This window comes from Thermogemmatispora carboxidivorans, assembly GCF_000702505.1.
Lineage (GTDB): Bacteria > Chloroflexota > Ktedonobacteria > Ktedonobacterales > Ktedonobacteraceae > Thermogemmatispora > Thermogemmatispora carboxidivorans.
Genome location: NZ_JNIM01000001.1, coordinates 2,549,709 through 2,563,877, shown reverse-complemented (window position 1 = coordinate 2,563,877; position 14,169 = coordinate 2,549,709). Strand labels below are relative to the sequence as shown.

At 63.6% G+C, this 14,169-nt stretch carries 9 protein-coding genes and 1 rRNA gene; 3 read left to right on the top strand and 7 right to left on the bottom strand.

Annotated elements, in window-relative coordinates; translation table 11 throughout:
* Positions 1 to 244 precede the first annotated feature (244 nt).
* The 3 genes from N688_RS09925 to N688_RS09915 form a co-directional block, all read right to left on the bottom strand.
* A complete protein-coding gene (locus N688_RS09925) occupies positions 245 to 739 on the bottom strand; it encodes a universal stress protein (protein ID WP_052889133.1) in 495 nt (164 codons plus the stop codon).
* A gap of 109 nt (positions 740 to 848) precedes the next feature.
* Positions 849 to 2,165, bottom strand: coding sequence for an ArsB/NhaD family transporter (locus tag N688_RS09920; RefSeq protein WP_052889132.1), 1,317 nt, complete (start codon positions 2,163 to 2,165; stop codon positions 849 to 851).
* Positions 2,166 to 2,406: 241 nt separating this feature from the next.
* A complete protein-coding gene (locus tag N688_RS09915; protein WP_052889131.1) occupies positions 2,407 to 3,090 on the bottom strand; it encodes a hypothetical protein in 684 nt (227 codons plus the stop codon).
* Between the two features lie 347 nt (positions 3,091 to 3,437).
* On the opposite strand from N688_RS09915, the gene smc reads away from it, so the two are divergent.
* The gene (smc, locus tag N688_RS09910; protein ID WP_052889130.1) at positions 3,438 to 7,328 is read left to right on the top strand and encodes a chromosome segregation protein SMC; all 3,891 of its coding nucleotides are present in this window, start codon (positions 3,438 to 3,440) and stop codon (positions 7,326 to 7,328) included.
* A 178-nt stretch (positions 7,329 to 7,506) separates the two neighbouring features.
* Positions 7,507 to 7,623 (top strand): 5S ribosomal RNA (gene rrf, locus N688_RS09905).
* Between the two features lie 118 nt (positions 7,624 to 7,741).
* Here the strand turns inward: rrf and N688_RS09900 are convergent.
* Complete coding sequence (locus N688_RS09900; protein ID WP_162179529.1) at positions 7,742 to 8,911, bottom strand: aminotransferase class V-fold PLP-dependent enzyme; 1,170 nt, start codon at positions 8,909 to 8,911, stop codon at positions 7,742 to 7,744.
* A gap of 345 nt (positions 8,912 to 9,256) precedes the next feature.
* Between N688_RS09900 and N688_RS09895 the strand changes: the two genes are divergently transcribed.
* Entirely contained in the window at positions 9,257 to 9,817 is a 561-nt protein-coding gene (locus tag N688_RS09895) for a GNAT family N-acetyltransferase (protein WP_052889128.1), read from the top strand.
* Between the two features lie 32 nt (positions 9,818 to 9,849).
* Here the strand turns inward: N688_RS09895 and thyX are convergent, their stop codons facing one another.
* The 3 genes from thyX to glnA form a co-directional block, all read right to left on the bottom strand.
* Complete coding sequence (gene thyX / locus N688_RS09890) at positions 9,850 to 10,770, bottom strand: FAD-dependent thymidylate synthase (RefSeq protein WP_052889127.1); 921 nt, start codon at positions 10,768 to 10,770, stop codon at positions 9,850 to 9,852.
* A 278-nt stretch (positions 10,771 to 11,048) separates the two neighbouring features.
* Positions 11,049 to 12,041: a GTP 3',8-cyclase MoaA gene (gene moaA, locus N688_RS09885; RefSeq protein WP_052889126.1), complete on the bottom strand. Its 993-nt coding sequence runs from the start codon at positions 12,039 to 12,041 to the stop codon at positions 11,049 to 11,051.
* A gap of 281 nt (positions 12,042 to 12,322) precedes the next feature.
* Positions 12,323 to 13,753 (bottom strand): type I glutamate--ammonia ligase, encoded by a 1,431-nt coding sequence (glnA, locus tag N688_RS09880; protein ID WP_052889125.1) that lies wholly within the window; start codon positions 13,751 to 13,753, stop codon positions 12,323 to 12,325.
* Positions 13,754 to 14,169: the final 416 nt, after the last annotated feature.

Genomic DNA, 14,169 nt, shown 5'->3' with positions numbered 1-14,169 from the left:
CGGGGGAGAGAGCGCGCTCACTTCCCTGGCTGCTGCAGACCTGATCTGGCTGGCAGGAAGAGGCCGCCAGAGTCTTTCACGCCCGGCGGGCGCAGGCTGTTTCAGCCTCAGCCACTGCCTCACCGTTGCCGGCAGCCCAGAAAGCTGCCCGTGCAGCCGTCCGCTCAAGACGAAGCAGGAGGAGCCGACCAGAGAGAGACGGCAACTGGAGGAGAGGAGCCAGTGCAGCAGAAGAGAAGCGCGTTCAGGAAGCCCCCGTGGTCTCGACGGAGAACCGTCCACGCAGCAACAAGACAGGACAGCCTGCATGATCCAGGACAAAGCGTGCCACCCGACCCACCGAAGCTGGCCCCTGCTCAGGTCCCCCCCCGTTGCGCGGCGAACGGGCACAGAGCATGATCAGGCTGGCACCCCATTCCCGAGCACAGCGCACAATCTCCTCCTCGGCCCTGCCTTCGCGTTGAAGCAGCTCCGCCCCGCCCACATAGCGCGCTCCTTCCTGCAGGATTTCTTGCGCCGCCTCTCGCTCAGCCTGTCGCAGCTGCTCCTGACGCACCGGCGGCAGATGGGGAGGGCGCAGGAAACGCTCTCGCCTGCGCTCTAGCTCTCCCAAAGGGCGCGTATCAATGACATAGAGGAGGCCCACCCGCAACTGGTCGCCAGCAAGTGGCCAGAGCCGGGCAAGTGCCTGACCCAGCACCTCGGCATTTACCCCATCAAGGCAGCAGAGCACACGCATAGCAGACACAGCACGACACCTCCGTTGCTTCTGCTCCGGCGGGTCCCCACTGCCAGCGCACCTTCTTCTTTCTTCGTGCGCCCAGGGAGACGCAGCCGTCGCAACAGGATCACGTTGGGAGGAGCAGCCAGATCAGCACCGCCCCGACCAGCAGCATCAGGGGCGTGACCAGGATGCCCACCTTAAAGTAGTCCAGACCCGAGACGTCAAGCTGGCGCTGGCGCAGGATCAGAAGCCAGAGCACCGTCGCCAGCGAACCAACCGTCGTCAGATTCGGCCCCAGGTCACAGCCGAAGATGGTCGCCGCCACAAAGGCTAGCTCCCTCGTCGGCGAGAGCTGCCCGTGAAGCGCCTGCAGCGAGGCGCTCAGCACCACCGCCATCGGCACATTATTGATCAGATTCGTCCCCAGCGCTGCCCCAAGCGTCCCGACCAGGACGGCCCCCAGGGCACTGCCTCCCGAAAGATGTAGCAGCAGTTCACCGAACAGGCGCGTCAAGCCCGTTCCTTCAACGGCCTGGACAATGACGAACATGCCTGCAATAAAGCCGAAGAGCGACCAGGAGATGTGACCTGCCAGCGCGCGCGGTCGGAACTGCCGCCAGCGCAACGCCCCCACCAGCAAGAGCGCTGCCCCCGCCAAGGCAACGCAGGAGAGGGGGAAGCCACTGGCCGAGGCCACCACATAGGCCACCCCTACTGCTCCCAGCACCAGACAGCAGTAGCGAAAATAGCCCGGCTCCTTGACGGCTTCCTGGGCCGAAGGGAGACGCTTCGGGTCAAAGCTCCCCCGCACCTGACGACGGTACAGCCAGAAGAAGACCCCGATGTTGATGGCAATCGCCGCCAGGGCCGGCAGCCAGAGCAGACGCACAAAGGTCCACAGGTCAAGCTGAAAGCGGGAAAGGACCAGAATATTGATGGGATTGCTCACCGGCAGGAGAAAGGAGGCCGTATCGGCAATGAAGGTACAGGCAAAGAGAAATGGGATCACCGGCAGCCGCAGGCGCGTGACCAGGGTATAGACCACCGGAGTCAGAATGAGGGCTGTCGCATCGTTCGACAGAACCATCGAAATGAGGCTGCCAAGCAGAAAGACGTTGAGCAGGAGCAGACGCGCCTTCCGCCGGGCCAGACGCGCAGCGACAATCGCCAGCCAGTCGAAGAGGCCAGCCTGATCGGCAAAGGCGGATAAGGCCATCATACCGAGAAAAAAGAGGAAGACGTTCCAGTCTCCCAGCAGCGTCTGCAGCGCCGCCAAAGGACTGATCAGCCCGAGCAGTAACAGGAGGGCCGCGCCGGACAGAGCAATCAGCGCCTCATTCCAGCGGAAGGGCCGTGTCATGATCCCGACGAGCGTCAACAAGGCGATCAGCGCCGTCAGGAGTGTCCGGGTGAGCGCCGGCAGCGGAAAGAGTAAGAACATGCGTGCTTACCAGGGGTGAGTCAAGAGACAGCAGGATACAGAGAGGGAGGAACGACGGCCCCAGCGGGCACGCCTCTGCCCCCACTCAGATCTGGGAGACCACCAACAAGGCCCACGGCGTCGCCCTCGCCTCTCTCTCCTCCTCCGCTCGCTGACTCCTGCTTTCCATCGGCCCGGCAGTGTCTCTGCCTGCAGGATAGCAGACAGCCAGGTTCCGTGTCAAGCCAGCCAGGGCCTGCACTCAGGGCCGCGGCCCCAACGAGGATGGTCCCGAGGGCGGCCTCAAGCCAGAGTGACCACTCCCCGCCGGCCCTGGCCTGGCCGGCAGACGCAGCGCTGGCCCCAACGGCGCCAGCGCTGGCTCCTCTGATCGGGACCTGTGCCCCGACGTGGTCTGTCCACCACCTCGCTCCCTGCGCCACCTCCACAGACTTGCCCCTCCCCCCAGCACAAGAACCATCCCCAGCAGGCTCACCCCCCCTCCTAGCGGCCACTCGTTTTCGTAAAAGCCCTGGGGATACTGGCGGTAGAGGCCGCTGGTGAACTGCTGGGTCACCACCCCATTGAGATCATAGAGCGTCACGGCCACCACGGAATAAGCCGAGCCAACGAGATGGGTTCCCAGCCGGGCGCGCACATCAATCGCTGTGCTCTCGTCGGGACGGTAGAGCACGGCCACCAACATCAGATCCTTGAGCGTGGCTGTCCCTTTGATGGGGGGCGTAAAATCCTGCTCCCTGAGCAGATAGAGCGTAGAACCGCCTTCCAGCTGCAGATACCCCTCATGGGTCTGCGGGTCCGACAGATAATGGGCAATCGCCGCCCGCCCGCTACTGCGGTACGTAACCTGGTGCGATTGCCAGCCCACCACCAGGCCCAGGCCCACAACCAGCAGGCCCGTCAGACAGATCAACCAGCGCAGCATCTCTCCCGGTACTCCTTCTTATCGGGCGGCAGTGATGCTGCTCGCGCCCCACGGGCGCACGAGCACCCCCCGCCAGTGCAAACCATCTCGCGGTTGTAGATCTATAGAGAAAAGTATAGCTCATGGAGGCCCGTTGTGGAGAGTAGCCCCCTACCATCGGCGCCGTCGGAGGTCCCTCCACCTTCACTCTGTCTGCACTTGCTGGCGTGCTGCCTTCCTCGTGCGTCCATGCTCTCATCTACTGGCCCCCTGACCGGCGCTCGCTCTCGACGACAGACCCACGGCTATGGTATCATCGGGGACACACCACACGAGTCAACCGTGGTACCACAAACCAGGAACAAGCGGTGTATCTGAAGCGTCTGGAGCTACTCGGCTTCAAAAGCTTTGCAACACGCACCTGCCTCGAATTCAGCCCGGGCATCACCGCCGTCGTCGGGCCGAATGGCGCTGGCAAGTCTAACATTGCCGATGCCATCCGCTGGGTCCTTGGCGAGCAGAGCATGCGCCAGCTCCGGGGCAGGAAGAGCGAAGATATCATCTTTGCCGGTGGGCATGGCAAAGCCGCCCTCGGGATGGCCGAGGTCTCGCTGACCATCGACAACAGCACAGGCTGGATGCCCTCCGAATACAGTGAGATCACCGTCACGCGGCGCAGCTACCGTTCCGGCGAGAACGAATATCTGATCAACAAGCAGAAAGTGCGTCTCAGGGACGTCCTGCTGCTGCTAGCGCAGGCGCGCATCGGTCACGATTCCTATACCGTCATCGGGCAGGGCCTCATCGATGCTGCTCTGAGCCTGCGCCCCGAAGAGCGGCGCAGCCTCTTCGAGGATGCCGCCGGTATTCGCCCCTACCAGGTGCAGCGCGCTGAGGCCGAGCAGCGCCTGCGCCAGACCGAGGGCAACCTGCAGCGCCTTCACGATATTGTCAACGAGATCGAGCCGCGCCTTGGGCCGCTGGCGGAGCAGGCCAGACGTGCACAAGAGTATACTCAGCTGCAGGAAGAGCTACGCCAGGCTTTGGTCTCCTGGTATCACCTCCAATGGTGGCGACTGCAGGCTGCTGCCACGCGCGCCGAGGCCGCCGAGAGCGAGCAGGCCACCCGCCTACAGCAGCTAGAGCAGCGCGTGACTGAGGCCGAAGGCCGGCGCGCGGACCTGCTCCACCAGCGTCAAGCGGCCCAGCAACAGATCAGCGCCGCCCGCCGCGCCGCCGGCGAGGCTAATAGCCAGCTCCAGCGTCTGGAGCGCGAGCTAGCCGTCGCTGAGGAGCGAGTCACCGGTCTGCAACGGCAGCGCGAAGAGCAGCAGCGTCAAGAGCGCCAGCTGCGCGAGCGCCTCATTGCTGCTCAGCAGCGCCTGATCGACCTGGAGGAGGCCCGCGAGCAGGCCCGCGAAGCCCTCGACGAAGCAGCCCAGGCCCTCGCCTCGCTGGAGGCCACGGTCGCCCGCGCCCAGAAGGACTACGAGCTGGATGAACGCCGGCTGCGGGCCGCCCAGAACGACCTCATCCAGACACAGGCCCGCCTGGGCGCCACTCAGACCGAGCTGGGGCGCCAGCAGAAGCACCTGGGCGAGCGCAATCGCACGTTGGCAGCGCGCCGCGAGGCACTGGCCCAGGCCCAACAGGCGCTGCGCTCCCTGGAGACGCGCCTGGCAGAGCAACGCTCACAACTGCAGGTAGCCCGCGACGAGGAGCAGCAGCTCCTGCAGCGCAAACAGGCCCTCCAGCGCAGCTTCCAGGAAGCCCAGCAGGAGCTGGAGCGCCTCAAGGGACTGCTGGCCGAGGCCGAGCGCACACGCCGCTCGCTGGCCGACCGCCTGGCCATGCTACGCACCTGGCAGCGCGATCTCAGCGGCTATAGTGAGGGCGTTCGCGCCTTGCTCCGCGCCCCACGCGAGCAGGTACCTGGCCTGCTCGCTCCCCTGCCGCGTCTGGTCCTGGCGCCCGCCGGACTGGAGCGCGCCATCGAAGCCGCTCTCGGTGAGGCCCTCCAAGGCGTTGTGGTCACAACGCGCGCCGAAGCTGAGCGCTGCCTGGCCTATCTGGAGCGCAGCCGCGCCGGGCGCGCCTTGCTCCTCTGGCTCCACGAGGAGTCGCCTCCCTCTGGCAGCCTTCCTAGTCTTCCTGCCTCTCCAGCTCTTCCCCTCCAGGCCGAGCAAGAGCAGGCCGCCCTGGAGCAGCTCCTTGAGCAGTCGCCCACCCTACGCCAGGCCGTGCTCGGGCTGGCCTGGCAACTGGTCGAGAGTGAAGATCAGTACCAGCTACTCTGCTACCGCTTGCTGGCGGGTGTTCTGCTGGTGGAAAACCTGACCACTGCTTCCCAGCTCCTGGCTCAGGCGCAGCCGTTCAGCACCGGAGCCGCCTGGCCCTTACGCGCCCTGGTCACGCGCAAAGGCGAAGTGCTTTCGCTCCAGGCAGGTTGGCTGAGCGGTGGCGATGCCCAGGGAGAGCAACAAGGGGGGCTTCTCCACTATGAGCGCGAGCTCCGCGAGCTGCCAGCTCAGCTTGAGGCCCAGAAGGCCCATATCGATCGCCTCAATGGCCTCATCAGTGAGATCCAGCGCGCGCAGGAAGGGCGACGCGCCGAGCAGGCTGCCCTGGAGCGCGAGATGCAGAAAAACGCGGCCCGCCTGCAGGAACTGGGCCGGGCGCTGGCCCACAGCGAGCGTGAGCAGGAGCGGCTCCAGACCGAGCTGAAGCTGGCTACCTCGGTCGAGCAACAACTTGCAGCGGAAATCGCTGGTCTGGAGCAAGAGGTTCAGGCCACCCGCGAGCGAGTCCAGGCTCACGAGCGAGCCCAGCAGGAGCTGCAGGGTCTGGTTGAGGAGCTGCAAGCCCAGGTGGAAGAGCGCGCCGCCTCCTATCGTCGCCAGCAGGAGGAGCTCGGGCGCCTGCGCACCCAGATGGCCGTCAAACGCCAGGAGGCCAAGACGCTGGAGCGCCAGGTAGCAGAGCTTCAGGAACAACAACAGGAGCTGAGAACCCAGCTTGAGCAGCAGCAGCTTCGCCTGCGCCAGGCCGAGGAGCAGCAGCTTCGCCTGCGCGAGAGCATCACTCGCCAGCAGCGCGAGCTGGAAGAGGCCCGCGAGCAGGCTCGGCAGGCTGGTCTACTCGTCCAGCAGCGCGAGCAGGCCCTGCGCGAGCTGGAGCAGCAGCTCACGACCAGCGAGCTGGAGCTGACCACGCTGCGTCAGGAGCACGGCCAGTGCGAGGTGCTCTATCGACGCTGCCTGCTGGAAAGCCAACGGGCCCGCGATGCTCTCGAAGCGTTGCAGAGCCAGCTGCAGGAGGACCTGGGCCTGAGCCATCCCCAGGAGTTAGCCCAGCTTGTCCCCCACCCCCAGCCTGCCCCAGCCGAGGCCGAGGGAACCGGCCAGGAGCGGGATGAGGAGGCCACGCTGCGCCGCCTCCGTCGCCAGATCGAGCAGACCCGCAGCCGCCTCAAGGCCCTCGGGGGCTGCGATCCCGATGCCCCACGCCAGTACGAGGAAGAGCGTCAGCGCTTCGAGTTTCTCAGCTCCCAGATCGCCGACATGGAGCAGGCCGCCGAACAACTCCACTCCATCATCAGCCAGCTCGACGCAACCATGACACGCCAGTTTGAGGCCACCTTCGAGGCCGTCAATGCTCGCTTCCGTGAGCATTTTCGGACTCTCTTCAACGGCGGTCAGGCCCGCCTGGAACTGGTCATCAGTAAGGGGGGAGAGCGCTCTCCAGAAGGCCAGGCAGAACCCTCCTCGGCTAACGGCTCCCCGGTCCGGGGAGGCAACCATACAACAGCCCACAATGGCCATCGTGCTGGGGCGGCAGGAGAGGCCCCTTCCTCAGAGGAGGCCGCCAGCACAGCCCGCAGTGGCCTGCCCTTCGGGGTCGAGGTCATTGTCCAGCCTCCCGGCAAAAAGGTGCAGGATCTCGCCTTGCTCTCCGGCGGTGAGCGCGCCCTGGTCTCGGCGGCCCTGCTCTTCTCACTTCTGGAGATCAATCCCCCACCCTTCTGCCTCCTGGACGAGGTCGACGCCGCCCTCGATGAGTCCAATGTCTCGCGCTTCTGCGATATCCTCAAGCGCCTGGCTGGACGCACCCAGTTCATCGTCATTACCCATAACCGGGTGACGATGACCGCCGCTCAGGCCATCTACGGCGTCTCAATGGGCAGCGACAGCGTCTCTCGTCTGGCCTCGCTGCGCCTGAGCGAGGCGGAGGCCGTAGTCGCCCGCCAGCGCTCAGGCTGAACAAACCAACCAGTCTTCTCGTCTCTCTACCTCAGCAGCCAGCAGGAGGGGCCGGAGCCGCTCCGGCCCCAGCCTTCTCTCCCAGTTTTCCCCGCAGTGATATTTGCCTCTTGACAGGTGCGGCGAGGCTATGCTATTATACCTGACGTCAAGCGCAGACGCCTGTGAGTGCAGGTGAATCGGCGACTGTAGCGGAGAGGGTACACCCGTTCCCATCCCGAACACGGAAGTTAAGCTCTCCAGCCCCGATGATACTGTGGGAGAAGTCCCGTGGGAAAGTAGGACGTCGCCGCTTCACCCGCGCTCACGGGCGTTTCCTTTATCAGCCCCTCGTTGCTCCCTCGATCTGGCAGCACCAGCGAGCGGGTCCTCCTCCCTTCCAACCGCGGCACCTTTTCCCGCTTGTGTGGCCGCTAGGGCCAGGCCCGCAGAATCGCGGCCACTCGTTCTAACTCTTCTTCGGTATTGTAGAATCCTGTCGAAAGGCGCAATGCCTGACGCTCATGAATGCTGCGAATCAGTACGTTATGCTCCTCCGCCAGGCGACGGACGACTGCCTCTGGCTCGGCCCGCGTAAAGGTGAAGGAGAGCAGGCCGCTCGCTCCTGGCTGGGGCGTGAGCACCTTGACCCCCGGTACCTCGCTGAGCAGCTCGGCGGCAGAACGGTTGAGGGACGCAATGCGCTCCTGCAGCCAGCGCAGGCCAACCTCCTCGCCTAGCCAGCGCAAGGCACGACTCTGCCCCGCCAGGGCCGCTGTCTGTCTCCCTCCCAGCTCGAAGCGCTGCGCCGTTTCGTGGAGTTCCCAAGCGCCGCTTTGTTCGTGCTTGAGCGAATAGTAACCAACATAGGTCGACTGCACCAGGCCCAGGGCTGTGCGCCGGACATAGAGGCCTCCTGTCCCGTCGGGACCGCAGAGCCACTTGTGCATCGGGAAGGCATAGAAATCGACCTCCAACTCCTGCACATCGACGGCGATCGCTCCCACGGCCTGGGCTCCATCGACCAGCACCGGTAGCCCGTGGCGCCGCCCCAGCGCTGTCACCGCGCTGACGTCGAAGCGCGCCCCAGTCATAAAGGAGACGTGCGAGAGCACGATCAGGCGTGTCCGCGGGGTGATCAGCCTGGCGATCTCCTCTTCCGCCGAGCGCTCCCCACGCTCGCCCAGGTCAGCGATGCGCAGGCGTACCCCATAACGCTCGCGCAACTGGTAGAGCGGAGCCAGGGCACTGATATGCTCGTGGTTGGTCGTAATCACTTCATCACCTTCCCGCCAGTTGAGACCAAAGGCAATGATGTTGAGCCCCTCACCGGTGTTATCCGTCAGGGCAATCTCGTCAACGCCGGCGTTGAGAAGCTCAGCACAACGCTGCCTGGCCTCCTGGTAGTGTCTCAAGAGAGAAGCGTGCGCCCCCGCCCCAAGACGCCCCTCCTGCCACTCCTCCCGAAGCCGCTCTTGCATGGCCTCAACCACGCAGCGCGGCAACGGTCCAAAGGTGCCGGTGTTCAAATAGGTGTGGGCTGTCGTTGCCGGCAGGGCTTCCCGAATCGCCTGGAGCTTCTGAGCAGCAGCAGAATCGCGCAAGACCATCCTCCTTTGCTCGCTGAATCGCGGTGGTTATTGCTTGTGGTAATGCCCCCTCTTGCCCCCCCTTGTCCCATGAATAGAAATGTATCTATTGAAGAGGGTGCGGGCAATCCACATTATATGACAGGCTGCCGGCGAGAAGGAGGATCAGGTGACAGGCTCCACCGTTACGGCGAACGGAGAAGGCAGGCCGCGGTCAGCATTGCCGGAAGCAGAGGAAACGCGCTATTATAGGAGAGGGGCGACCTTGCCTGGCGGCTCGACGCCCCCAGGGGGCGTGGCCTGCGCCAGACGGACACCTCGCACCCCAACTCAGCATTGGCAGCAAGGGAGGGAAAGCCCGTGCGCGTTCGCGAGGCACGATCAGGCGACCTGCCGCGGCTCAGAGATCTCCAGCAAGAGGCCCAGATGGTCGACGGCTGTCTCTTTTCGCGAGCCGCCTGGGAGGACTGGCTGGCGAAGACGGAGGGCAGTGAGCCAGGCCCCACGCTCTTCGTCTTGCTTGACGACGACGATGAGCTAAATATGTGGGGACAGGGAGGGACGCTTGAGGGAGTGGAGGGCGAGCTGATTGGCTATACCCTGCTGCATCTTGTGCACGATGGGGAAGGGTACCACCTGCGCTGCGAAGGCACGGTCCATCCAGATCATCGCCGCCGCGGTGGTGGCAGGGCGCTGCTGATTTGCGCCCTCAATCGGGCCCGGCTCTGGGGGACAGAGCTAGAGGACGAGAGCCAGCTGCAGGGGCTGCCGCTCTGGTTCGAGGTCCTGCTCCCACACCGTGATCCGGCCTCGGAGCGGCTGGCCGCCCGCTGTGAGCTGGAGGCCGTCGCTGACGCCACCTGTGCGGGGCAGCGCGCCGCCGACGACGGCTTCCGTCTCTATCGCCATCCGCTGCTCTAGTCTCCAGCCAGCACACCGCCTCGGCGGAGCCTTCACACCTTCTCGTAGGGCGTGCGCACACTATAGGTTCCGTCCGGCAGAGGCTCTAGCACATAGTCCCCGAAGAGGACGGGATCAACCAGCGCCAGGCAGACAAAGATGCGGACCAGCAGCTCGCGGATCTCAATCTCGGCGTGCGAGGCGGTTCGCTCCTCGATCACATGGCGCCAGGCCCGAGCATTGGCCGTCACCACCAACGGCGCTTCTGTCTCATTCGGGAGAAGCGAACGTGAACACTGCTGCACACGCTTGCGCAGATCCGTACGCGCCTCTGCGCTTAGCAGAGGATCACCTGCCCGCTGGCGGGCTAGCAGATACTCGCTCAGCTCGGCATACTCAGCCGCAGCGCGCTCGATGCGCTGCACAAAGAGGCGGTGCAGATGCTCATCCTGGCGATACTCGGGGCGCTCAACAAAGCGGAGCGTGCGCCCATCGACAAAGCGCTGACTGGTCTGTGAATAGCTGAAGCCGGCACGGTGGCGGATCAGTTCGTGGGTCACACTACGCGAGATACCGTAGACAAAAAAGCTAAAGGTGGCGTGCTCCAGCACCGAACCGTGGCGCGATGCCTTCAGATGATCGAAATACTGTGTAGCCTGGGCGTTCGGCGTGCGCCTCGGCCCAAAGCTCAGATAGCAGGTCTGGCCCGCCACCTTGCAGAGCTGGGCCCCGTCGGGCAAAGCCGTCGGATCAGTGACATACTCCGGAAAGCGATAGGACGGCTCAAAACCCTCTAAAAAAGTGGCCAGACCCTGCAGGCTCGTCTGCGGACGAGCCAACAGCACTACCCCTGGGGCGGTCAGATAGGGGACGCCTGCGGGCGAATGCTGGACCGGAACATGAATGGCCACAAAGCCGTCGTGCTCCTCACCCTGCAGCTCGTGAAATAACTCTTCGGCGGATCGCTGTGCCATGTGCTCTCTCCTCCTCTGCTCGCTGATGTATGACGGATGGTGGTCGCCTTGTGCTCTGGGCCTTCCTCTCGGTGGCACCCATTGGCTGGCGCCTCTCTTGGCCTTTGCCCGCCCACCCGTGCCAGCGTTGGAAGGCCATCAGCCTTCCTTCGCTCGCCTGTGGCACGAGGCGCCACTGCGCCACCAGTCTATCACATCCAAAGAAGCAGGGGCAGCCCCGAGGGCAGACCAGGGAGCAAAGACAGCGACTGACTGGCGCGCAGAGGCAGAGCAAGGATTTACCCACCAATCATAGACATGGTGCGGTTCGCGCGCCTGAAACGCTTATCGCCAATATAGTGCTTCAGCTCCTTATGCCAGACAGCGCTCCGAATAATCGCCATCAGCTCCTCATCGGAAGCACCCGAGCGCAGCGGCGTTCGCAGGTCGGTTTCCTCGGTTGCAAAGAGGCAGGTGCGCAGCTGCCCATCGGCGGTCAAGCGGATGCGATCGCAGGTGGAGCAGAACGGCTCACTGACAGGATTGATAAAGCCTACCTCGCCGACGCCATCGCTGAAGGTATAGCGGCGGGCGGTTTCAGAGGGATCACCCCGGAGGGGTACCAGCGGGCCGTACTCGGCCTCAATGATCGCCTTAATCTCTGCGCCCGTCAGAATATCCTCCTTACGCCAGATCTGGTCGGCATCGAGTGGCATAAACTCGATCCAGCGCACCACATAGCCCTTGCGCCGGGCCAGGCGCACGAAATCGAGCACCTCCTCCTCAGTGAAACCGCGCATTGCCACCGCATTAATCTTAATGGGACGAATCGTCGGGTACCTCTCCAGCTCCTCCAGCCCTTCGAGCACACGGTCGAGCTGATCGCGCCGTGTCAGACGGGCGAACTTCTCGCGTAGCAGCGAATCGAGGCTGACATTGATGCGCGTCAGGCCGGCCTCCGCCAACGGACGGGCCAGTTGCTTGAGGAGCACCCCGTTGGTCGTCAGGCTGAGGCTGCGCAGGCCCTCGATCTGGCGCAGCCGGCGCACCAGATCGGGAACATCACGGCGCACCAGTGGTTCGCCACCAGTCAGGCGAATCTGCTCAATGCCCATAGAGACCGCCAGGCGGGCCAGCCGCTCAATCTCCTCGTAGGTGAGAATCTCGGCCTTCTTCAGCCAGGGCAGCCCCTCAGCGGGCATACAATACGTACAGCGGAAATTGCACTTATCGGTAATAGAAATGCGCAGATTGCGGATGCGCCGGCCATAGCTATCAACAAGCGGGTCCATAGAGCGCCTCTCCAGACAGAGCGAGGATGACATCATACCGCGTGGGTAGGGTAGACACTCAATTATATCACAGCCAGAGCCAGGCCAGTCAGCCGGGCGGGCGACCCAAACCTGGTCAGGCGCCTATGCCCGCCGGCCCGTCCCGGCAGGCAGCACCGGGGGAGCCTTGCCGTAGGGGAATGGGATGAGGAGGAAGGGGAAAAAGAACGGACCCCGGGACCCTGCTTCTGCTGCAGCATCCCGGGGTCCGCTCGCTTGTGCGTACGATCAGCTCAGAAGGATCAGGCGTCGTAGTAGAGGGCGAATTCAATCGGCACGGGGCGCATGCGCACCTCATTGATCTGAGCGCGCTTCAGTTCAACATACTGTTCGAGCACGTCAGTCGTGAAGACGCCGCCCTCCAGCAGGAAGGCATGATCATCCTCCAGAGCGTTGAGAGCCTCCTCCAGCGAGCCCGGAACCGAGCCAATCTCGCGCAGCTCCTCCGGGGAGAGGTGATACAGGTCGCGGTCAACCGGCCCGAAGCCGTGCTCGCTGGGATCGATCTGGCGACGGATGCCATCGAGGCCAGCCATCAGCAAAGCAGCGAAGGCGAGATAGGGATTGGCCGTCGGATCGGGCGGACGGAACTCGATGCGCTTGGCCGATGGACAATCGGTATTCGGGATACGCACAGCGGCGCTGCGGTTAGCCTTCGAGAAGACCAGGTTAACGGGGGCCTCGAAGCCGGGCACCAGTCGCTTGTAACTATTGGTGGTCGAGGCAGCGATCGCCAGCAGCGCGCGAGCGTGGGTCAGCAGGCCGCCGATATAGTAGCGTGCTGTATGGGAGAGGCCAGCGTAGCCCTCGGGGTCGTAGAAGAGCGGACGCTCACCCTTCCACAGGCTCTGGTGCACATGCATACCAGAGCCGTTGTCGCCGAAGATCGGCTTTGGCATGAAGGTCACAGTCTTCCCATGCCTGCGCGCCGTGTTCTTCACCACATACTTGTAGATCATCAGGTTATCGGCGGTCTTGACCAGCGTGTTATAGCGAATATCGATCTCGCACTGGCCGGCACCGCCGACTTCGTGGTGCTGGGCCTCGACCGGAATGCCCAGCTCCTCTAGCGTCAGAACCATCTCGCTGCGCAGATCCTGCAGCGTGTCGCTGGGTGGAACCGGGAAGTAGCCCTCTTTCGGGCGCAGACGATGGCCCAGATTGGGGCCACCATTGCGGCCACTATTCCAGTGCGCCTCATCCGAATCGACCTCGGCGTACTGGACATTCTGGGTCGAGGAGAAGCGCACGTTGTCAAACACGAAGAACTCAGCTTCGGGACCAAAGTAGCTCACATCAGCGATCCCGGACGAGCGCAGATATTCCTCCGCCTTACGCGCAATCGTGCGCGGGTCGCGGCTATAGGGCTGCTTGTGCGCGCCCGGCCCTGGGTGGGCGACAGTGCAGATGAGGCTCAAGGTGGGGACGCTGGTAAAAGGGTCCATGAAAGCCGTATCTGGATCGGGGATTACCAGCATGTCGCTGTCGTCGATGGTCTGGAAGCCACGGATGCTTGATCCGTCAAAGTACTTCCCCTCGACAAACGTCTCCTCATCTAGCTCGTGTAAGGGGACGCTAAAATGCTGCCAGGTGCCTGGTAGATCCACAAATTTGAAGTCTACCATCTTGGCACCGCGCTCCTTGGCAAATTGCAGAACTTCTTCAGGTGTCATGCCGTTGAACTCTCCTCTTTACTGGTCTCTCCCCAGCTTCTTTGCCGGACACGCCTTCGGCTCTCGTCGCCACACCGTGCTCTTGACTGCTGACTGCTCGTCGCTATCCTGCTGAACTGATGCTAACTGGCGCGCTGGTGCTCAGCACACCACTCAGGGCAGCTGCCTCTCTGTTCCGCCCCCTCGCTTCCGCCTGCCTATCTGTCTGCTCACCTGCCTGCCCTTCCCCTCCCAGTCTCAATCGAGGTCAGCCCCCCTCCTTGTTTTTATGATACGTCCCCCTTGCGGCTGAGACTACGGGCACTTTGTCTGAAAGCAAGGTCCTCTCTTTTGTGTAATCTGCCCAAAAAGAGAGCCTCTTGCACAGCTGGGGCCGAACAGCTATGATACTGTGCAGGTTCGCTTACTAAAGGAGT